Annotated in this window: 20 protein-coding genes; 6 read left to right on the plus strand and 14 right to left on the minus strand. The window is 41.6% G+C overall.

Features of this window, described 5'->3' with window-relative positions:
• Positions 1-158 precede the first annotated feature (158 nt).
• Both NYE65_RS10040 and NYE65_RS10045 read left to right on the plus strand, forming a co-directional pair.
• On the plus strand, positions 159-563 hold the full coding sequence (locus tag NYE65_RS10040; protein WP_054398933.1) for a VOC family protein: 405 nt from the start codon (positions 159-161) through the stop codon (positions 561-563).
• A 177-nt stretch (positions 564-740) separates the two neighbouring features.
• A complete protein-coding gene (locus NYE65_RS10045; RefSeq protein ID WP_340862121.1) occupies positions 741-2,384 on the plus strand; it encodes an alkaline phosphatase in 1,644 nt (547 codons plus the stop codon).
• 312 nt (positions 2,385-2,696) lie between these two features.
• Here the strand turns inward: NYE65_RS10045 and rpsN are convergent, their stop codons facing one another.
• From rpsN to purT, 10 genes are all read right to left on the minus strand, one after another.
• The gene (rpsN, locus tag NYE65_RS10050) at positions 2,697-2,966 is read right to left on the minus strand and encodes a 30S ribosomal protein S14 (RefSeq protein WP_034310392.1); all 270 of its coding nucleotides are present in this window, start codon (positions 2,964-2,966) and stop codon (positions 2,697-2,699) included.
• Positions 2,967-3,006: 40 nt separating this feature from the next.
• Positions 3,007-4,176, minus strand: a complete 1,170-nt coding sequence (locus NYE65_RS10055) for an NAD(P)-binding domain-containing protein (RefSeq protein WP_340860861.1) — start codon at positions 4,174-4,176, stop codon at positions 3,007-3,009.
• A gap of 66 nt (positions 4,177-4,242) precedes the next feature.
• Complete coding sequence (gene rpmG / locus NYE65_RS10060) at positions 4,243-4,392, minus strand: 50S ribosomal protein L33 (protein ID WP_034310390.1); 150 nt, start codon at positions 4,390-4,392, stop codon at positions 4,243-4,245.
• Positions 4,393-4,413: 21 nt separating this feature from the next.
• Complete coding sequence (locus tag NYE65_RS10065; protein WP_328177382.1) at positions 4,414-5,601, minus strand: GTP-binding protein; 1,188 nt, start codon at positions 5,599-5,601, stop codon at positions 4,414-4,416.
• Between the two features lie 407 nt (positions 5,602-6,008).
• Positions 6,009-6,179 (minus strand): hypothetical protein, encoded by a 171-nt coding sequence (locus NYE65_RS10070; protein ID WP_156500230.1) that lies wholly within the window; start codon positions 6,177-6,179, stop codon positions 6,009-6,011.
• A 156-nt stretch (positions 6,180-6,335) separates the two neighbouring features.
• Entirely contained in the window at positions 6,336-6,716 is a 381-nt protein-coding gene (locus NYE65_RS10075; protein WP_170946990.1) for a nucleotide excision repair endonuclease, read from the minus strand.
• Between the two features lie 194 nt (positions 6,717-6,910).
• Complete coding sequence (locus NYE65_RS10080) at positions 6,911-7,063, minus strand: YpzG family protein (protein ID WP_072272311.1); 153 nt, start codon at positions 7,061-7,063, stop codon at positions 6,911-6,913.
• 103 nt (positions 7,064-7,166) lie between these two features.
• Positions 7,167-7,814: a DUF4352 domain-containing protein gene (locus tag NYE65_RS10085; protein ID WP_328177355.1), complete on the minus strand. Its 648-nt coding sequence runs from the start codon at positions 7,812-7,814 to the stop codon at positions 7,167-7,169.
• A gap of 20 nt (positions 7,815-7,834) precedes the next feature.
• Positions 7,835-9,202 (minus strand): alkaline phosphatase, encoded by a 1,368-nt coding sequence (locus tag NYE65_RS10090; protein ID WP_328177354.1) that lies wholly within the window; start codon positions 9,200-9,202, stop codon positions 7,835-7,837.
• A 731-nt stretch (positions 9,203-9,933) separates the two neighbouring features.
• Positions 9,934-11,094 carry a phosphoribosylglycinamide formyltransferase 2 gene (gene purT, locus NYE65_RS10095; RefSeq protein WP_340860870.1) on the minus strand — a complete coding sequence of 387 codons (1,161 nt, stop codon included), beginning with the start codon at positions 11,092-11,094 and terminating at the stop codon, positions 9,934-9,936.
• A 276-nt stretch (positions 11,095-11,370) separates the two neighbouring features.
• Between purT and NYE65_RS10100 the strand changes: the two genes are divergently transcribed.
• The gene (locus NYE65_RS10100; protein WP_340860871.1) at positions 11,371-11,697 is read left to right on the plus strand and encodes a hypothetical protein; all 327 of its coding nucleotides are present in this window, start codon (positions 11,371-11,373) and stop codon (positions 11,695-11,697) included.
• Positions 11,698-12,137: 440 nt separating this feature from the next.
• Here NYE65_RS10100 and NYE65_RS10105 read toward each other — a convergent pair whose 3' ends face one another.
• From NYE65_RS10105 to katA, 3 genes are all read right to left on the minus strand, one after another.
• Positions 12,138-13,331 carry a M14 family metallopeptidase gene (locus NYE65_RS10105; protein WP_340860872.1) on the minus strand — a complete coding sequence of 398 codons (1,194 nt, stop codon included), beginning with the start codon at positions 13,329-13,331 and terminating at the stop codon, positions 12,138-12,140.
• A 90-nt stretch (positions 13,332-13,421) separates the two neighbouring features.
• Entirely contained in the window at positions 13,422-14,924 is a 1,503-nt protein-coding gene (locus NYE65_RS10110) for a glycosyltransferase (protein ID WP_340860873.1), read from the minus strand.
• 198 nt (positions 14,925-15,122) lie between these two features.
• A complete protein-coding gene (gene katA, locus NYE65_RS10115; RefSeq protein WP_034310374.1) occupies positions 15,123-16,577 on the minus strand; it encodes a catalase KatA in 1,455 nt (484 codons plus the stop codon).
• Between the two features lie 618 nt (positions 16,578-17,195).
• Between katA and NYE65_RS10120 the strand changes: the two genes are divergently transcribed.
• The 3 genes from NYE65_RS10120 (at position 17,196) to NYE65_RS10130 (ending at position 20,818) form a co-directional block, all read left to right on the plus strand.
• The gene (locus tag NYE65_RS10120; protein ID WP_057278002.1) at positions 17,196-18,086 is read left to right on the plus strand and encodes a TetR/AcrR family transcriptional regulator; all 891 of its coding nucleotides are present in this window, start codon (positions 17,196-17,198) and stop codon (positions 18,084-18,086) included.
• Positions 18,087-18,478: 392 nt separating this feature from the next.
• On the plus strand, positions 18,479-18,826 hold the full coding sequence (locus NYE65_RS10125) for a phage holin family protein (RefSeq protein WP_034310369.1): 348 nt from the start codon (positions 18,479-18,481) through the stop codon (positions 18,824-18,826).
• Between the two features lie 624 nt (positions 18,827-19,450).
• Positions 19,451-20,818 carry an amino acid permease gene (locus NYE65_RS10130; protein ID WP_340860874.1) on the plus strand — a complete coding sequence of 456 codons (1,368 nt, stop codon included), beginning with the start codon at positions 19,451-19,453 and terminating at the stop codon, positions 20,816-20,818.
• Positions 20,819-20,864: 46 nt separating this feature from the next.
• On the opposite strand, the gene NYE65_RS10135 is transcribed toward NYE65_RS10130, so the two are convergent.
• Positions 20,865-21,728: a DUF4349 domain-containing protein gene (locus tag NYE65_RS10135; protein WP_340860875.1), complete on the minus strand. Its 864-nt coding sequence runs from the start codon at positions 21,726-21,728 to the stop codon at positions 20,865-20,867.
• Positions 21,729-21,780: the final 52 nt, after the last annotated feature.

Raw genomic sequence — 21,780 nt, forward strand, 5'->3', positions numbered from 1 at the left:
GTATTATCCCATAAGCCATTTGTTATTTTTTCATTATTCACCAATACTTTCCCTTTATTAACATCATTTTAAAAATTATCTAAAAACGGCTATAAAAAAGTAATTTAATTCCGAATAATCTTATATATACTACTATTAGCAAGTTGCATACGGTTTTAATGAAGGAGGAAGATTTCTTGGCTGTAAAAAGGGTCGATCACATTGGCGTTGTTGTAAAAGATCTTGAAAAATCCATCGCCTTTTATCAAGATGTGCTGGATTTGAAATTAAAGGAACGCATGACTCATACTAATGGAGTGATCGAACTGGCATTCCTCGGTTACGAAGAGTCGGACGAAACAGAAATAGAATTGATTCAGGGATATAGCGACACACTTCCCTCCGAAGCAACGATCCACCATTTTGCCATTACCGTGGATGATATCGAAGAAGAATATGCCCGGATCAAAAGCTTGGATAACACCGAACTGATTGATGAAGAGATTGTCACCCTTCCGAATGGTTATCGCTATTTCTACGTATATGGACCGGAAAAAGAGTGGATTGAATTTTTCCAAAGGTAAAAACCATCCTAAAAAGGCAGAGTCTTATAGACTTCTGCTTTTTTTAACGTTCACTCTATTCTCCAAACAAAATTTACAGGATAAAAATCCTTTCTTTACTTATATGAAGTAATTTCTTAATATACTGCATTTATCCTAAATGTAATCATATTTTTGGAGGTATGCATTTTGGGGAAAATGAGCAAAAAGGTAGCAGGAATTACTTTAGCGGGCGCGGTGGCCATATCATCACTTGGTATTTCAACAATGAAGGAAGATGTTCAGGCTAAAGACAAGAAAAAAGAACCAACCAACGTCATCATGATGGTGATGGATGGAACAAGCACAGGAGCAACAACCCTTTCAAGGTGGTATAAAGGCGATAATCTAGCCATGGACGAAATGCTGTCTGGCGGCATGCGTACATACTCGGCTGAATCGGCGATTACCGACTCAGCTCCTGCAGCAACAGCGCTTGCGACAGGAAATAAATCAAATGATAAATTTGTCGGTGTCCTGCCAACCATCGTTAATTCTCCAGGGCTCGATCCAGTTAATCCGAAAAATGCCCATAAACCAGTCGCTAACGTTTTGGAGGGTGCGAAACAAGCCGGAAAGGCTACGGGCATCATTTCTACATCTGAAATCCAGCATGCTACACCCGCAGGCTTCTCCGCTCACGTGACACATCGAAGCAATTATGGTGATATTGCGGAACAGCAGGTTTATCAGGGGATTGACGTCGTTTTGGGAGGCGGCAAAGAAACCCTTTTACCAGGTAAAACAAAAAATGCAAGAATGGATGGAGAAAACCTTTTGGAAGTGCTCGATGAAGACAAATATGATTTTGTTGAAACCCGAGGCGAGCTGTTAAAATCCAAATCGAATAAAATTTGGGGAAGCTTTGCACCAAGCGCCCTGGCATATGATTTAGATCGTAAAACAACAAAGCCAAGTGAACCCACTTTAGCTGAGATGACCAATAAAGCCCTTAAAACCTTGAAAAAAGATAAAGATGGCTTCTTCTTATTTGTTGAAGGAAGCAAGATTGACTGGGCTGCTCACGGAAACGACACGATCGGAATGATTAGTGATACTTTAGCTTTTGATGATGCCGTGAACGAAGCCCTTACGTTTGCAAAAAATGACGGAAACACGATGGTCATTGCTGTAACGGACCATGGGAACAGCGGAATTACAATGGGTAACGTAAACACGAACTCCTCCTACCCGGAAACACCCGTATCAGCTTATATCGATCCATTAAAGAAAGCGAAAATGACTGTTGAAGGGGCCTTAAGTAAGCTAAAACCAGATCATTCCAATCTGAAAGAAGTTGCAGCACTGTATGGACTGGATAATCTGACTTCTGAGGAAACAGCAAAACTTACCGCTTCTAAAAACGTAGGTGCTGAAATGACAAAGCTGCTTGCTAACCGTGCCAACATAGGCTTTACAACTGGCGGTCATACAGGGGAAGACGTATTCCTGTATTCTTATGGCCCATCAAAACCGACTGGATTAGTGGAGAATACAGACCTCGCTAAAAAAATGGCCGAATTCATGGGCTTTGATTTACAAAAATTATCGAACAAACTATACATGGATGCTAAAGATTCCTTTGAGCAAAAAGGATATTCAACCCGCATTGATGTTACAGACCCGAATAACCCGGTTTTCGTAGCGAAAAAGGGGCAACAAAGAGTGGAGTTGCCTGCAAATAAGAATATCGTTATCAGCAAGACTCCTAAATCCACTAAACAAAAAGAAATTAATGCGATCACCGTTTACAACGGAAAAGACTTCTATATATCCGAACAAGCATTAAAGGCAGTCAAGTAAGCAACACTTTTGAATGGGAAGGAGCCCTTGTTTTTAACAAGGGCTCCTCAGACTGTAAACAAATCAATTAAAGCCCCAGTTGATTTCAGATTCCGCTCCCTTTCCGCCGACTGTCTGCCAAGCCTCCTCGGCGCAAGCGCCTGTGGGGTCTCGGTTAGCCAGTTTTTCGGCAGGAGTGCCGCAAATTTTCTTCAATCTTATGAGGTTTCGTCCGTATAAACAAGCACTACACTGCCCTTTAATCGGACTCCATCCCCCTTTTGTCGCCAAACTGAGGGGCCCTTTTCTTATGAATGATTTAGAACTCCCCGCTCACCAGCTTGACTTTTTGACACCCGGCAGTTGCCCTTTATGAGCAAGTTCCCTAAAAACGATACGCGACATGTTGAATTTGCGCATATAACCACGGGGCCTCCCCGTTACTCCACAACGATTGTGGACCCTTGTCGGCGAGGAATCACGAGGGAGTTTGGCCAATGCGGCATAATCCCCTTTCTCTTTCAATTCCTTTCTAAGTTCTGCATACTTTTCGACCATTGCCAACTGTTTTTGCGCTTTTATTACCTTGGATTTTTTCGCCATTTATATTCTCCTTTTTTTAAATCTTGAATGTATGAAAAATCTATAAACTATTCACGATTCGTTCCGCTGCCTGTCTTGCTCCCGATATATTCCTGGATATCGGTCCCATTTCAAGTTCAGCCAATGCACCCGTGACATATAAACCAGGTCCCCACTGCAACGACTGCGATACAATTGGATAACCACATTCCGCGCAGCGTAAATCATGCGACCGGATGACTGGCGTCAGCCAATCCTTCCCTGACATTGCTGACTTAAAGCCCGTCGCTAAAAGGATCATCCCTGTTTGTTGAATGACCTTTTCGTTTTTATCCCTGAGGCTGATATGCCCATCCTTCCACACAGCGCTTTTCACCTCAACATCCATGACACTCAATAATCCCTGTTTAACCTGATTCATCAGCGCATTATGTAAGTCAGGTGGGATCGATCCTTTATTACGGGCCTGGATAATGGTCTCGCGTCTTTTTTGAAAGCTGGATATAGCACGGAAAGGTCGCTGTTTTTTCGGACCCAACCAACCAGGATCACTGTCGAAATCATGAATTCTAAAAGGATGCCGCTTCAGAACCGTTACATCATGTGGATAGATTTTACTCAGCTTTAAAGCGAGATGGACAGAAGATATGCCGCCACCAATGATCGTGATGGGTCCTTGTAATTGTGTCAGCTCCGGAATATTTTCATCGAATATGTGGTAAACGGGACCTCCATGCTCTTGTTTGAATTGCCGTGCCCATTCAGGCCAATAAGGCTGTTCGCCAATGCCAATTGAAATCACAAGTTTTTGCCCCTCAAGCCGTCGCTTGTTTTGCAATTGGATTTCCCAGCCCTGTCCCGTTTTGCAGGCAGAGATGACTTCCCCTTGCACCCATGCCTGCTTAATGGATAAATCATCAGCCAAGTGAACACAATGTTCATTGAAGGATTTTAGGGATGGCCGCTTATATTGGCCGTAAAAGTTATTTTTCCATTCTGCCTTCTCCACATATTTCTGCAGGCTGAAGGGATTCACATCCAGATGGTGTACGGATGGAGAACGTAAATATGGCATTGAAATGACTTCCGTACACTGCTTCCATCTTGCCAATGGTTCTTCATTTCTATCGACAATCGCCAGCTGGTCCACCGTCGTTTTTCCTGACTTAAGTAAAAATGCAGCCATCGTCATACCTTGAATGCCTCCGCCAATAATGATCCATTCCAACATGAACTTCCCTCCTTTTACATCCATTCTCCTCGATAAAACATAATCATTACGATTTAAACCTTAAAATTACTTCGTTTCACGGTGAAGCGTGTGTTTCTTCAATCGCGGGCAGTACTTTTTCAATTCGATCCTGTCCGGATTATTCCGCTTGTTTTTCGTCGTAATATAATTTCTGTCCCCTGATTCTGTGCATGCTAACGTAATGTTTACTCTCATTTCTATTTCCTCCTAAGTTTTTTAATGAACGTTTTCCGTAAATGCAGGCAATCGATCTTCATAAAGAGACCAATCCTGCTGCATTTCCATTTCCGTCAATAAGCATTGATCTAATTCATTTTCGATTTCCTGTTGATTCATTTGAATGCCAATCATCACAAGCTCCGTCATCCTGTCACCGTATACTGCATTCCACCGTTCCAATAATTCAGGTGCTTCCTTTAAAATTTGGCGCTGTTCTTCCTCAGGGTAAGCTGCAATCCATTTACCGGCTGCTTGTAAAGTCAATGACGGTCCTGCCTGCGAAAGCAAGCCTGCCGCATCATTTCTCGATGCCAGCCAAAGGAATCCCTTCGACCTCACCACTTGTACGGGCCAGTTTTCCAACCACTCCATCAGCCGTTCGGGATGAAAGGGTATTCCCCTCCTGTAAACGAAGGAAGAAATCCCATACTCCAAGGTCTCCGGGATATGCTCTTCATTCAATTCCTTTATCCAGCCGGCTCCTTGGCTTGCCTCTTCAAAATCAAATAAATGTGTATTCAATACATCCTTTAGCGGCACCTTGGAATGGTTTGTTTCGATAATTCTCGCATCGGCATTCATTTTATGAAGAACCGCCTTCAATTCCGCAACGGCATCAGCATCCATCAGATCGACCTTATTTAACAGGATGACATTGGCGAACTCTATCTGATCTATTAATAGATCGACCACTTCCCTGGCATCCTCAGCATCAGTTGCCTGCATCCTGTCAATAAGCGTTTCTCCGGAAGTGAAGTCTTGCCAGAAATTATACCCATCAACAACGGTAACCATCGTATCAAGCCGGCAAGATTTCGATAAATCAATTCCCATGCTTTCATCAACATAACAGAAGGTTTGGGCTACAGGGACCGGTTCGCTTATCCCCGTCGATTCAATCACGATGTAATCAATGTCCCCTTGTTTCGCCAATCTCTCCACTTCAATCATCAAATCCTCACGAAGCGTACAGCAAATGCAGCCATTCTGCATTTCCACCAGTTTTTCATCCGTCCGGGTAAACCCTCCCTGTTTGACCAGCGAAGCATCAATATTGATTTCACTCATATCATTAACGATGACGGCAACCTTTAGATCATCCCTATTCTCAAGAATATGATTCAAAAGCGTCGTCTTTCCTGCACCAAGGTATCCACTCAATACTGTAACCGGAATTTTCTTCATCTCCAACCCTTACCACTCCTTTACCTAATTTCTTTGCTTCAAGTAAATCAAAATCATTACGATTTAAACACCAAAGCAATCTTCATATAAAAACACTCTCTAATAATAAAACGTAATCATTACTATTTGCAAGTTTTTTTAAAATTGTCTCCGAATACTTCTCTTGAACCCATGTAATCACGCTTGCTCCGACACACGGATAAATGAAAGGGGCTGACATTAAACAATAAAATTAAATGGAAGCCCAATCACACATTACATCATGTGTAAGGAACCTCCATTGCAGTTTAATCATATTAATGTACTTCGATATTTACAAACAGCTGATCATTAACAACGTTTCATTATCCAATACATTTTTCTTTTTCTTTGTTGCAAATCGAGAAAAAAGTTATTGGCCATTGTGCTTATTCCGCCATTTCCCACCCTGAAGATGTTACTGTCTTTTGTTCAAAAGTTTCAATCTCTCTCTGTTTCGCCAGCTTAGAAGCTTGTGACATGGACCACGTTAAATTCCCAAAGGCAATCACTGTCCCGATCGAGATAACCAACACCTTTTTACAAAGTATTTTCTTCAATAGCTTCCTCCTGAGAATGTATTGGAATACTCTAAATATAAACCAACATTGTTAACCTAACATGTAGCTGCTGTAAATGTACGAAATTATTTCTGTACATATCCCTAAACAGAAAAAAGCTGAGTGCATATGCAGTCAGCTTTTCATAGGTGTTTCTTATTTATAAAACACTTTATCGACGTTGTATTTAGCATGAAGCTTATTGATCATGTACGTTTCATAGATTTCACGTTCCATAGCGTCTTCTACTAAAAGAATGTCAATTTTCTTAACTTCATTACGATGCTCTTTAATCGGAGATACGTTATCCTCGAAATGCTTCTTGACCCTTGGTCTTAATTTACGGGCTTTACCGACAAAAATCAGTTCATCATTCTCATTGTAAAACAAGATGATTCCGCCTTTATCACGGGGAATCAAATGAAAATCGATAAACCCGTAAATTTCAGGAATGACAGCTTCGTCTCCTTCTATAACTTGCTTTCTTTGTTTGATGCTTATATCCGCTGCAGGGATTTCAATTTTAATCATTACAATTCACGTCCTCTATTTGTATAAGGTGAAACTTTCAATCGACTCCAGTTTCACGCCAAGCTCATCACTTCAATCTCAAAGGTAAATGGTATCATAATTATGAGTGAAAAGCCATGAATGCCTTGCTAGGATTATGATGATTCTAAATATAAAGAAGAAGACTCGCTGGGAGCCTCCTTCTTTGTCGGAAATATCCGTTACCACCTGTGAGCCTTTGCATTGCTTCTTAGTATAATGTTTGTTTGTGATTCTTGCGTGTGGCCATTAACTTGAGATTTTGAACGCTTAGGTCTTGTCCAATTATGGTGAAACTTTTGAGAATGTGGATCTAATTGATCTTTATAGCTCATTCTGTGTCACCTCATCATTAGGATTTGGATATTCCGTTCAGTGATAGTAATCCCCATCACTTGTTCTAGTATTTTATTTTCCCAAGCCATTTATACATATTCTTTAAAAAGCGAATTCAGCTGACTTGCCTTTTGCAAGGACTTTCCCTTCGTCATCCACCGCATCACTTGACATGACGGATATGCCTTTTATGTTTCCATCATTTAGGATGAAACCAATGTTTCCGCTTTTTGAACCGTTTCCTTCTATTTCACCAGTAAGTTCTTCCAAATAGATCTCATCTTCCCATGTCAGATGTTCTCCTCTGTCCGTTTCAAGGAAAGCAACTGGCGAAAACTTAATTTTTTTATCCGAATTGTTTTTGATTTCCACGTTCACTTTTACGATATCGAAATCTTCATCATGCGTATAGCCGTGGAAGAAATCGATCATGCTGTAATCCGGAGTGGCATGCATCACTTTCATTTCTTTGATGTTAACCTCGATCGGGCCAACATTCAACGTTTCATTCAATTTTTTATAGGCCTTCAAGGTTAATTCGCCTTTGGCATCGGAAACGTTCTGTCCGATCTGGTTCAAGTTTCTATCATCAGGAAGCTGCGGGTTCGGAACATAGACATCCTTTTTTTCCAGTGGTCGTGCAATTTCCTCTGTTTTTTCTTTAGCTGTCGTTTCTTCTTCGTAAGCTGGTTGGGTATTAAGAGCACCAAATGCCGTTAATAACAGGGCACCGATCATCAGTCTGTTCATTGAATCCCTCCCTGAAGTCATTATTTCTTTAATAGCTCAAAAATGATTTTGGCTTGATCCGTGTTATCGACCTGCCCGGCAAAACGATCTTTATATGGCCCGTATGCGTAGACTGGAACATCTTCACCCGTATGTCCCCCAGTAGTCCAGGCAGTATTGGTCCGGTTATCGAATATGGCTTCGATGGCATTATCGACATTCGTCACATTTTTTGATTTGGCAGCTTCAGTTACCGTTTTGATTTCACCGTCAGTTAACTTCACTACATTTTGGTTAATATATTGCTTTAGCGTCTTTTCGACATCAGCGCCTTTGACGATGGCATCCGCCATGAAGTCAGGAGTGCGTTTTGCTGCCTTGATTGGCTCACCGTACCAGTTATATATTCCTTTTGCCCCGATCGAGAATCCTCCTGTAGAGTGATCCGCCGTAGCCACCACTAAGGTATGTTTGTCTTTCTTCGCAAATTCCATGGCCGCTTTGTATGCTTTTTCAAAGTCTTCCATTTCACTCATTGCACCTACGATATCATTATCATGTCCTGCCCAATCGACCTGGCTTCCCTCGACCATAAGGAAGAATCCATCTTTATCTTTATTCAAGCGCTGGATCGCCGAACTTGTCATGTCTGCCAAAGAAGGCGTTTCACTTGGGCGGTCAATCATTTTCGGAAGTCCTTCAGAAGCGAATAAACCAAGAACCTGCTCATTCTTGTCCTTTAGCATTTGATTTTTATCCGTCACATAACTGTAACCGTCTTTTTCGAAGGCTTTCGCCAAATTGACATCAGGCCGGACAAAATTGGACTTCCCTCCGCCCAATAGGACGTCAATTTTATGTTTGCCTTTGATTAATTCGTTATAATAATCGTCTGCGATTGAATTCATGTTTTTCCGATTTTCATCATGGGCGCCAAAAGATGCAGGCGTAGCATGAGTGATTTCCGAAGTGGCAACCAATCCCGTCGCTTTTCCTTTTTCCTTTGCTGCTTCCAATACGGTTTTGACTTCGGATTTATCATTATCCACTGCAATTGCAGCGTTATAAGTCTTCACTCCTGCAGACATTGCCGTAGCGGCTGAAGCTGAATCCGTTATATTTTGTGCAGAGTCTTCTGGGTAAGTCATCTGCTGGCCAACCAAGTATTTATCAAACTCTGTCCGTTCTGCCACCTTCGTACCAGGATTATCTTTTAAATACCGGTAAGCGGAGGTATAGGAAACACCCATGCCGTCACCGATAAGGAAAATAACGTTCTTGATTTCCGGTTCTTTATTTGGGTTCCCCTTTGCCGAAACACGATCCGCACCGGACCATGATAAACTTCCAAATGCCAATGCAGAAATGAGCGTGATAGGTAAAACCTTTTTACTCCAAGTGCGATTCAAATGAATGACCTCCCGTTAATGTTTTCTATTTAATTTAACTATAGGTGAAGAAAATGAACTCAATGTCAAGGCTATGTAAAAAAGTGACAGGATAATTGTTAAGACAAAGTAAAGACAGCATGTGGAATTGGTTATTCAGGGAAATCATCAGAAAAGGGGGCATATTACAATGAAAAAGATTTGGTTAATACCAGTGTGGGTAAGTGAACTTGAACAAAGTTTTTTTCATTCAACGTCTTCAAGCTGGGTGATTGTCAGGAGTTTAAAGTACTATTAATGGAGAAAAGAAATAAAGCATCCGAATAAGGATGCTTTAGAGTAAGACAGCAGACAAAGTCATCTTTGAGAAACGTTACATTTTTTTGAAAATCTGCTTTTTTTCGCCGACTGACTGTCAAACCTCCTGTCGCAAGCATCTAGCTGAGTCTCGGCTAGCCAGTTATTCGGCAGGCAAATCATGAAGTACAAACTATTCTTAAACCGTTCGGGATGAGACCAGCCTACGTTTTACTTTAAAAACCATTCCAGTTGATTGGAATGGAAGGTACGAGACTCCTATGGGGAAAACGTGTCCAAGGGAGACCCCACAGGCGCAAATGGCGCCGAGGAGGCTTCCGGACCGCCCGCGGAAAGCGAGTACCTGGAGTGAAGATCATGTTCCATTTGATTTAAGAGATCTGCTCCCTCTTGTCGACAAGCTGAAGCGCTCCATTCAAAGAGCGCTTTTTTCACTATTCTTTCTCTACAACTAAACATTCCAAAGCGCGGGCCGCATTCACTCTCGCCACCTCGATGGAATCGGCAGACGACAGGGCGACCGCAACCCTTCTACCTGCCTTTGTAACAGGTTTTCCGAAAAGACGCACTTGTGTATTAGGTAAAGCCAAAGCCTGTTCAACACCGACTATTGAATATTCCGATAACTCATCTTGCGCTTTTAATGGACGGCTGGCACCTGGACTGACCAGCTTGATTTCCGGGATGGGGAATCCTAGAATCGCCCGAATATGAAGGGCAAACTCGGACAAATTCTGAGTCACCAATGTCACTAGCCCCGTATCGTGCGGACGTGGGGAAACTTCACTGAAATAAACTTTATCCCCTGAGAGGAACAGCTCTACCCCGAATAATCCGTACCCGCCAAGTTCATCCGTAATGGCATGGGCAATTCTTTTCGCTTCCATTATTTGTGCTTCTGTCATATTATGCGGCTGCCAGGATTCAATATAATCCCCGCCCTGCTGAATGTGACCGATTGGAGCACAAAACATGGTACCATTTACGGCCCGGATAGTAAGCAGCGTGATTTCCGAATCAAAACGGATAAATTCTTCAATGATCACCCGTCCATTTTGAACCCGGCCGCCTTCCATCGCGATTTTCCAGCAATCCTCCAGGTCACCTTCCGTGCGGCACACACTTTGCCCTTTACCTGAAGAACTCATCAGCGGTTTGACGACATTGGGAAACCCAACTTCCTTGGCAGCTTGGACAAATTCTTCATAAGTGTTTGCGAATTTGTAGGCTGCTGTCGGAATCTCCAGAGTTTCAGAAGCCAGCCTCCTGATCCCTTCACGATCCATCGTCAATTTAGCGGCTCTTGCTGTCGGAATGACTTGAAAGCCTTCTTCTTCCAACTTGACTAATTCGGATGTGGCGATGGCTTCTATTTCCGGTACAATCAAATCGGGTTGTTCTTTCTCTACAACTCCCCTTAGTTGTTCCGCATCCAGCATATCGATCACATAACTGCGATGAGCGACTTGCATGGCAGGGGCATGCTCATAGCGGTCTACAGCAACGGTCTCAACACCAAGTCGCTGAGCTTCAAGTATGACCTCTTTCCCCAATTCACCTGAGCCCAATAATAAAATCTTTTTCGATTTATACATTCAGTCTCTCCTCCTTAATTCCTCAAAAACATTATATACGAACTATAAACGAATAAACATAAATATTTATTCGTATTTTCATTTAAAATCACACTGAAAACAGGAAATGAATATATTTATTTCCCGTTATCAAATACCAACTTAAGAAATAGGATTAATACACTTTATACTGCTTTTATATAAGGAATATATATAAGCTGACTAGTCTACTGGAGGCTCTCTATTCAACAGGAATAGGGGGTTTTTTTGTTTTTATCAATGAGGGAGGAGTTTACTATGCAAAAGGAATTGCTAAGGACCATTTCCCCTGTCATGAATGAGAAGAAAAATGGGGGCTTAGAAGATATGGAGTACCTTAATCTTCCTGACAGACTATTTTTCCACTGGTGCCAGCAGAAATATCGACTGAATAAAGGGGTTTACAACACGATCGATCATTGGTTCTATGAATACGGCATTGTCCATATTCTTCACCGCCGGATCAACCTTTTAGCCTTTTTGGATTTCGCTTCTACCTCGGAACAGGAAGCCGGAAAGACAAAGTTCATTAAATTCGGCAATGGTGGCCTAAGGCAAAAGCGACAGGAATTCATTGCAGATTAACCTGAATCTTTTAGGGCCCTTATCAGTAATATGCCCATTCTCCACCTACTGGTAAGGGACAATTATACGAATGTCGAAATTTGCAATACGATTATTTTTGAAAATGTAAGCGCTTTCTATTATAATGAAATTAGGTTGGATGGCATGCGTGGCCGTCAAAGTATCTGGCGTAGGTGGGGCCAATACTAGCGCTAAGGAAGGTTAACTTCTTTACCGTAAAACTATTAGATTTCCTTTTGGTAGGGGCTGTAATATAACCGAGGCATGGAAAATGTCCGTTCATTTCAAGCTAAAAAGCAATTTATTCATGCAATCGATAAGTAAAGCATAACTTTACTTATTTTTTGCAGCAGCCCTCATCGTTTCAAGTCTAATAGTTTATAAGACTAAGAAGCTCTACCCCATGGAAAAGGAGTTGAGCTTTTTCATTTGGTCAAATTTCACATATATAACCCTGCCAAGAAAATCCCAAGCGACTTCTGATAAATCTCATCGAACTGTGATATGGGAAGGGGATTCGTACCTTTGCCCAGCTCCACGGTAAACCCGGGCCTGCGCCAATCCTGAATGTACCAATCCTTATACCCTGCGTAACTACCGGCGGATTTGACAGGCTCATATCCACTGACCCTCGCAAACTCATTGACTATCGTTTCCGACTCGGGTGGTTCCAAACCTTCAAACCCCCAATAAATGACCTCTCCTTGGGTGTGGAAAGCAAGGACTTTGCCAAAATCACGTTTTTTTGTCAACTCTGACATAGCAATAGCCTCTGGCTGTGTAAGCGGCCCTTCCCCTGGATAATTTGCCGGACCCGGCTCCGTTACATTATTGCGAGCTTGCTCCAGTTCCCATTTGGCGGGAAATTGATCATTCAGATCCACACCATTAATATTGGCTTTCCAGCCAGAGAAGTCTTCGCTGCCATTATTCCATTCGATGAGCCGTCCTCTCAAAGACTCATCTGCAGGCGGTCCTTTCAAAACCAACTCCACTCCGTCCGGATTCACCATTGGGACGATCGACAGCATCGTCTGTTGATAAAAGGGAAACATATCTAGACCGCGGATGTCAGCCTGATTCGTGATTGCAAGTAAATAATCATTTAAAAAGGTCATGATCACAGGCGTCGTTATCCACTCATTCGCATGAAAGGAACCATTATAGTGAACTCGATTGTTGCCATTTCCAATCAGAACTTCGGGGATTTCCCTTTCAAGCACGGAGTCCCCGATGGGGGAGGTTTTTATAAATGGATAGATTGTTTTCAAACGTCTAACATCGGTCATCATCGTCTCATAAGCATATTCCCGATTACCTTGAATGAGCCTCCACGTAACCCTTAATGGCACAGAAATTGTCTGACCGACCTGCAAGGCATTCGGGTTGAGTTTGGGATTAACTAAAAATAGGGCATCCAATGAAAGATTGCGTGACCTGGCAATTGCCCATAACGAATCACCTTGCTTTATGGTATAGCCGGTCGTCGTAAAGCCAGGTATTTTGATTTGTTGGCCAATCATAAGTGCAAGTGGATCAATCCCACTATTGGAATCAATGATAAGTTGGTAATTCACCTTGAATAATTGGCTATAATACCACAAGGAATCATTTTGCCGCACAAAAACGTCCATACTGCACCTCCTCTTAACCAAATGTATGCAGATTCGATTCAATTATTGCCAAAGCAAAGGTCACTCCTCAAAACGAATCAAATTGGTATTTTAATCCAGAATGCTTTGGTATTGCTCAGTACTTCCATACGTACCATCAGGGTCTAATTCCCGATATCTTTTGAATTTCGCCATCCGATCTTCTTTTTTGACCCAGCCCAGATGCTTCAATCGTATGTCGGATAACTTGTGAGGCAATTCAAAGACATTTTCGGCAAATCTACCGCAATGCTGCGGCCTATCGTTCCATTTGCATTCAAACCCCTCCCGATATCTGACCAGGAACGGCCGGTAATACTGGTGAGCGCACCAGTGTTCATCCTCCCTGTAATGGGTTTTATTCCAAAAGTCATATAACCGGAAGCAATATACATCCACTTCTTGATCGCTTATCAGCTGCCTGACTTCCTCTTTGAACCTATTTTCAAACACTTCATCGGCGTCAAGATTTAAAATCCAGTCGGGATTTGACTTCACTGTCTCTGTCCATTGCATTTTACGAAGTTCAATTTCATTGGAGAACTTGGAGATGTCATTCCTGACGATACGCACCGGTATCCCTTTCAATACCTCTAAACAAACCTCTGCGGAATTGTCCGTGCTGCCGTCATCAATAATCACGGCTTCATCAATATAATCACGAATTTCCTCTAAAACCTTCCTTAGATAGCGCTCGCTTTCATTTTTCATGACCATGCTCAGCGTTAATTTAGGATGTGATGCTACCTTTGAACCTTCCCCCATATCCGTTCGATCAAGGAATTCCATCGCACCTTCCAAATCCGAATCCCTGTATATATGATAAGCGGGTAAGTGGGTATCAACATACATCGAAATCCCTAAAGCTGCTGCACGGATGCAAAAATGCCGGTCTTCACCCCAAAATGACAGATTCTCGATTCTATTAAAATTCACCCCAGCTTTCAAAGCTTTTTGGCTGATGAGTGTACAGGCACCCAGTCCCCCAACTTTATGAACACCAGGTGTTCGCATCTGTCGGATGAACGATTGATAACGTGTGTTGATCTCCGAGTCCGTCAACGCCTGACCGCGTGATATCTCCCATTGGGTATATTCATCATATAACCATACTTGAGGCCGCTCTTCGGCATCAGGCTGCCATTTTGTCCAGAAGATATTAGAGGTGATGTCCTTATTTGCAGAAATAAGCTGGTTGATGGTCTGAGGATATAGCAGGAGGTCTGAATCGATTAGAAATAAATAATCATATTGTTCTTTAATCGCATGTTCGATTATCATATTTTTGAAATCCGCGACCTTCCATACCAAATTTTCATTCCAGTAATGGGTAGTGCCATTACACACATAAACATCGCTTTGATTGGAAGCCAGTAATTTGACATTGTTCTGCTCCTGACTGAAATCTTCGAGCATCTTGCTTGATCGCTCATCTTCATTGTCGTCAATGAAGAAATAGGCAAGTTCCTTCCCCTCCGCATCCAACCGTTTGAGTGAAAGCAGGAACTTTTGTAAAATATGTGGTTTTTGGTAAATTGGACTGCCCACTAACACCCGAACCTTTTTACTGGTCATTAATACCACCCTTTACTGTTGATCTTAACTGGCCCCCAATTAATCTGACTGCAAAAATTCCCCTGAAGACATTTATAACTATATATTCTTAACGAACTTGTCGGATGTCATTTAAAAACGGCGCCCTGCGTAAACAAAAAAGGCATCCATTCATGAATGGATGCCTTTCTGCATTTACTAGATTGGGAGTACCATATATTACACTTCCTGCGGTACTGATAAACCTAAACCTTCGGCTATGCGCGTACCGTATTCCGGATCGGCTTTATAAAAATGACCGATTTGACGAAGCTTGATTTCCTCTAATTCCACAGGTTTCATTGCGCCCACGATCGTGTCAACAAGGCGCGTTTTCTCTTCGGCACTCAATAGACGGTATAAGTCACCTGCTTGAGTGTAGTGATCATCACTATTATGACCAACTTGTGCAGCTTTCCCGGTCACCTCAAAAGGAGTGACTTTATTTTCCGTTGATTCGGCAGGGCCGCCAAAACTATTCGGCTCATAATAAACAGAGCCCTTGCCATTGTCATCTGCACGCATGAAGCCATCACGCTGATAGTTGTTCGCTTCTACTTTCGGACGGTTAACCGGAAGCTGGTTATGGTTCGAGCCCACACGGTACCGGTGTGCATCTCCGTATGCAAATAGACGCCCTTGAAGCATCTTGTCCGGGGAAGCCTCAATTCCCGGTACGAATGTTCCCGGTGAGAATGTGGCTTGCTCTACTTCAGCAAAGTAGTTTTCAGGATTTCTGTTCAATTCCATACGGCCAAGCTCAATCAGCGGATAATCCTTTTGAGACCATACCTTCGTCACATCGAATGGATCGAAACGGTATGTATCCGCATCTTCCAGAGGCATGATTTGAACATATAATTTCCAGGCAGGGAAGTCCCCTTTTTCAATGGCATTGAAAAGATCTTCCGTATGGTAATCAGGGTTTTCCCCTGCTAGTTTTGCAGCAAGATCCACATCTAGGTTTTTGATGCCCTGTTCTGTTTTGAAGTGGTATTTCACCCAAACGCCTTTTCCTTCTGCATTCACCCATTTAAATGTGTGGCTACCGAAACCATGTGTATGGCGAAGTGTAGCAGGAATGCCCCGATCGGACATCAGGATCGTCACTTGGTGCAGAGATTCCGGTGAATGTGACCAGAAATCCCAAACAGCCGTAGGATTTTTCAAATGTGTTTTAGGATCTCTCTTTTGTGTATGAATGAAGTCGGGGAATTTAATCGCATCGCGAATAAAGAATACTGGCGTATTATTTCCGACAATATCGTAGTTTCCTTCTTCGGTGTAGAATTTAACGGCAAATCCACGCGGATCACGGACTGTATCTGCAGAACCCAATTCACCTGCAACTGTGGAGAAACGGATAAAAAGATCTGTCTTCTTGCCCACACCATTGAAAAGTTTAGCTTTCGTGTACTGAGAAAGGTCGTTCGTTACTTCGAAAGTGCCGTATGCACCGGCACCCTTCGCATGAACCACACGTTCAGGGACACGTTCACGGTTGAAGTGGGCTAGCTTTTCCAATAAGTGTACATCTTGAATGAGCACAGGGCCGCGTTCGCCGGCAGTGATAGAGTTTTGATTGTCTCCAACTGGTGCTCCCCAGCTTGTAGTAAGGTTTTTCTTATTCGACATAATTGAACCACCTTTTCATTATTATTTATGTATATAATGATAAAGCTTCTCAGAAAAAAATCAATACTTATTTATAATAATTTTAATATAATAATCAATTCATTATTCATTCGTTGATGATATAACTCCAAACACCTCCATAATATGGATAGTACAAAAGGTATAAATGGTGAAGGAACAGCCTATTCACATAATTCCATTCCTAATAATGGTATACGACCCTTATAGGCGATTTTCCTTCATGACGAGTGATTTTATCATTTACCCTACCAATGGGATAGCAATCGAGAATGGTTAACGAATAATCATAGATACTTTGAACTACTTTACCTCTTTCCTTCTATTCATCTTATAACAAACCGAATTGTTCTCCTGTGACTTTGTTCACTTCGTCAGACTTTATTTACAGAATGACGAATAGCAGGATGCATAGAAACTGAATTTTTCATTGTTTTGTGAATCCTATCTTTCAACAGAGCCCTTCCTGAATCAGCTGAAACAAAAGGCCATCCCTCTTATTTTGCTAGGGAATTTGTAAACATACTGGTTTGTGTTCATATAGAAAATAAGATACTATTACGTTAAAATGACCGTCCAATAAGAGTAAGGGTGATATATATGAATGAGCGCAAACAAATGGTAGTTAAATATGCGCACCAATTATTTATTGAAAAGGGTTACCAAGCAACTTCCATTCAGGATATTTTAGATTATAGCGGCATTTCAAAAGGAACATTTTACAACTATTTTTCTTCTAAAAGCGAATTGCTTAAGGCAGTCTTCCTAACTTCGCAAGAAAAATTCGAAAAAGAGCGGAATGAATTGCTGATTGGGCAAAACCTTGCAGATATTGAAATATTCATCAAACAATCAGAATTACAAATGCACTCAAACAAAAACAACAAAATCTTTTTCTTATATGAAGAAGTAATGATTTCAAATGATAACGAACTTAAGAACTTCATAACACATGCTAAATTCCAGCATATCCATTGGTTATCAAAACGGTTTCTGGATATTTTCGGTGCTGATAAAAAACCTTATATTTTGGACTGTGCCATTCTTTACTCGGGAATGATGCATCAAACGATTCATTTTAATGCCTTGGCTAAAGAGCCCGAGTTCAACCCTACTGAAATTATCCGTTATTGTGTCGATAGGATTAAATCGATTTTCGAAGATGTCAGCAAGTCAAATGCACAGCTTTTGGAACCCGATCTCATCAAGCAATGGCTGCCTGAGTGCTTCCATAACCAGCAGGATTTTCATACAGCACTCCTGCACTCTGCAAATGACCTAAAAAAGATGATCTTGAGGCTTTGCCAAGATGATGAAGCGGAACGGGTTAAAAACTTAAAATTGATTCACTTTATCCAAGAGGAATTATTACAAAACGTTGAACCGCGAACATTTCTTATTGAAAGTGCCCTTCTTTCCTTAAACACCAATCCCAAATTAAAAAACACTTTGGAATTAAGTGAATTCGAAAAGATCATTGCCAACAACTAAAGAGAACCTAATGAATCCCATTTTGTAGACAAATGGGGTTCGGAATGGCCTTATCACCAACCCTAATTTTACAAAAAACCAAGTTATGCTTCATGGTTTTTTACTGTTTTATAAAATCCGCAACGGATTGAAGAAAACTAGCTGAAACGTCCTTTTTGAGGGGTTGTAAAAAGAAACGTTGATTTCCGCTACAGGCAACTCGCTTTCCGCGGGCGGTCGGCGGAAAGCGAGCGGATTTCTGAAATCGACGGACATTTTAAAAAGCGTCTATTCCATTCTGGGAATGCATATCGTATCCTCTTTTTTTTGTGACAATTCTGCAAACATATAACTGAAATTCATTAAATTTTAGTATAATGACTTGTAGAAAGTGTCTTCAGGAGGAGTTTTTCATGAACATAATCATGCGTTTTCTTATCAACGGGCTGGTATTGCTCGTTATTGACTGGCTTCTCGACTCCATCACGATCAAATCTTACGGAACTGCCTTGCTGGCGGTTTTTATATTATCGATCATGAACTTGCTGGTTAGACCTATCCTCCAACTTATCACATTGCCGATCACCATCCTGACGTTCGGGTTGTTTTCTTTCATTATCAATGCCTTCACATTCCAAATCACTTCCTATATTGTCAGTGGCTTTGTAATAGATTCTTTTTGGGGGGCTTTAATCGGATCATTGTTATTGAGTTTCATTCAAAGTCTTCTTATAAAACAGAGTAAAAAAAACCGTCAGTAGCATGCTGACGGTTTTTCGTGTCATTTCCATGACAGCCTTCGATATTTCCCGGGCTATTTCACTAAATTCCGCTAAGCATCCCTAGCTGTTTTCTCTCATTTTTGACAATCCAGAAGGAAAAAGCGGCTAATATCCATAACTTTACATATACATGCCGATTTCTCTGGAAATGGGTATGTATAGAATTATGGAGGAATCACATGTTCACAAAACATGAATCAATATTTGCCCAGTCCATTTTACTCGCGCTCGCTTTCTTTATTCCCTCTCTTTTCATTACTCCATCACTAGCAACAGCTGGCAATGATGAAACTAAACCAAGCTGTTCCTTATCTTTGGGACAGCTTTTCCACTTTTACATGTCTAAATTTTTTGAAAAATCACATAATTATATTTTGTTTGTATAGCATTATAAATAGTTTCGAAAAATTATTATACGAGAAAAAACATGGGATCACTCCTATGGTAAGCGTTTTCATTTTTTGCTTTACATTCATCCTATTAAAATATATTATTTAGTTGTAATATTATGTGAAAAATCAATAAATAATATGTATTCTCCTCTACTAGTGATAAAATGCTAGATAGAGAAAATTAAACTCCAACATAGAAAAGGGGAAAATTATGCAAAACTCCAAAGAATCTCAACTACATAGAGGTTTGGAAGAAAGACATATCGCATTAATGTCTCTTGGCGCAGCCATTGGAGTCGGTTTATTTCTCGGCTCGGCATCTGCGATTAAATTAGCCGGTCCAGCAATCATCATTTCTTATGCCATTGGCGGACTTATGATCTATCTTATCATGCGTGCACTAGGTGAAATGGCAATAAAAAATCCAGTCGCAGGCTCCTTCAGCCGCTATGCAAGCGAATTTGTCGGTCCTCTTGCCGGATATATTACCGGATGGAATTACTGGTTCGTTTGGATCGCCACCTGTATGGCTGAAATTACGGCAGTCGGAATTTACATGCAATTTTGGTTCCCTAATACTCCGCAATGGGCTTGGGCGTTAGCCGCACTTGCCATCATGACAACGATTAACTTTCTTGCTGTAAAAGCTTACGGTGAATTGGAGTTTTGGTTCGCCCTTATTAAAATCGTAACGATCATCCTGATGATTGTCCTTGGCTTCGGAATGATCATCTTTGGTTTAGGGAACGGCGGAATCGCGGTCGGTTTCGGCAACCTTGTTGAAAATGGCGGATTTTTCCCTAATGGGATTTCTGGAGTCATCCTCTCGTTCCAAATGGTCATGTTCGCCTATTTGGGAATTGAAATGCTCGGTGTAACCGCAGGTGAAGTTAAAAACCCTGAAAAATCTTTAAAAAGAGCCATCGATACCGTTTTTTATCGGATTTTACTTTTTTACGTTTTAGCTCTGACGGTCATTTTATCAATCACTCCATGGGATGAAATGAATGGAGAAAACAGCCCATTCGTTATGATGTTTGATAAAATCGGTATACCAGGCGCAGCAGGAATCATTCAGTTTGTCGTACTGACAGCAGCCCTTTCATCTTGTAACAGCGGGATCTTCAGTACAGGAAGAATGTTATTCAACCTGGCACAGCAAGGTGAATCACCAAAAAGTTTCGAACGTACAACAAAGTCAGGCGTTCCTGGCGTTGCCATTATCGTTTCGGCTATCGTACTTCTTTTCGGCGTTTACCTTAACTACATGGAAGCCGATAAAGTTTTCACATACGTCACAAGTGTCGCTACATTCGGCGCCCTCTGGACATGGGGAACGATACTTGTCACACAGATTATGTCTAGACGAAAAATGAGTCAGGGAGAAAAACAAGGCTTATCTTACAAGATGCCTCTTTTCCCATTGACTTCTTATTTCACTTTAGCCTTTTTAGTATTCGTAATGATCGTACTCGGTTTTTCAGCAGATACAAGAATCGCTCTAATCGTTGGTCCGATTTGGATCTTACTGTTGGTAGTCCTGTATTATGTGACCGGCTTGCATAAACGGAAAAGATAAATGCCAAAGGGTGCCCAATCTAATTGGCACCCTTTATTTCTTGCCTTCACCTTTTACCCCTTCTTTTGATCACCCAATGGACCACCGCACCAGCTCCGCCTAAAATAATAAGTATCGGCAAGTTTCCGATTATAAAAACAATGATTCCTGAACCCGCTTTAAGTAATAGATTCGCACTCGTTGCAAGTTGTTTCTTTGTCCTCTCCCACGTATTCAATTCCTTATTATCAATGCCCGGCACAACTATCCTGTCCTGTAATAACGTGATGGTGACCGTCGAATATGAGGTCTGGTTTTCAAGATACTTCATTTGCCCGGTCAGCTGCTCTATTTCTTCTTGCACCACGGCAAGATCGGATGATATTTTCAGCAAATCTTCCGTCTTCTCAGCATCCTTCATGAATGCAAGTAACCTTTCCTCCACTGCCCTCTTTGACTTCAACCTTGCTTTTAAATCCACATATTGCTCCGTTACATCCTGTCCTGTCACATTCCTTCCGACCACTTCTGAAGCCTCGCCCTCGCTATCGGTTAGAAAATCCTGAAAATGGGCTTCAGGGACCCGAACAGTGATCGTTCCTTCCACCAGTTCTTCATCTTCCCTGTATACATTGGACTCAACAACATATCCGCCATATCCAGCCGCCTTATTCTCAATCTTCATTTGTGCCTTTTCAAGGTTCTTCACCTTCAACTCAAGCTGGGCCTGATGGATGACCCTTCTTTCATCCGTCATCCCTTCCTTTTCCGCTGCTTCTTCCTTCACCTTATTCCCGGAAATGGAAGCGTCCATTTTACTTTCCGCCTTTCCATCCTGTGATTCCGATGCTGAATCATCTTTTTCGTTACTGCTGCATCCAGCAAGTAAAAGGAACAAACTGAACATTAGCATCATTGTTTTACGGTTCATCGGTATTCCCCCCTTATCTTAATAGTACCGACGTAAAGTTTGGAAGAAAGTT

The sequence above is a fragment of the Peribacillus sp. FSL R5-0717 genome, assembly GCF_038002945.1.
GTDB lineage: Bacteria > Bacillota > Bacilli > Bacillales > DSM-1321 > Peribacillus > Peribacillus frigoritolerans.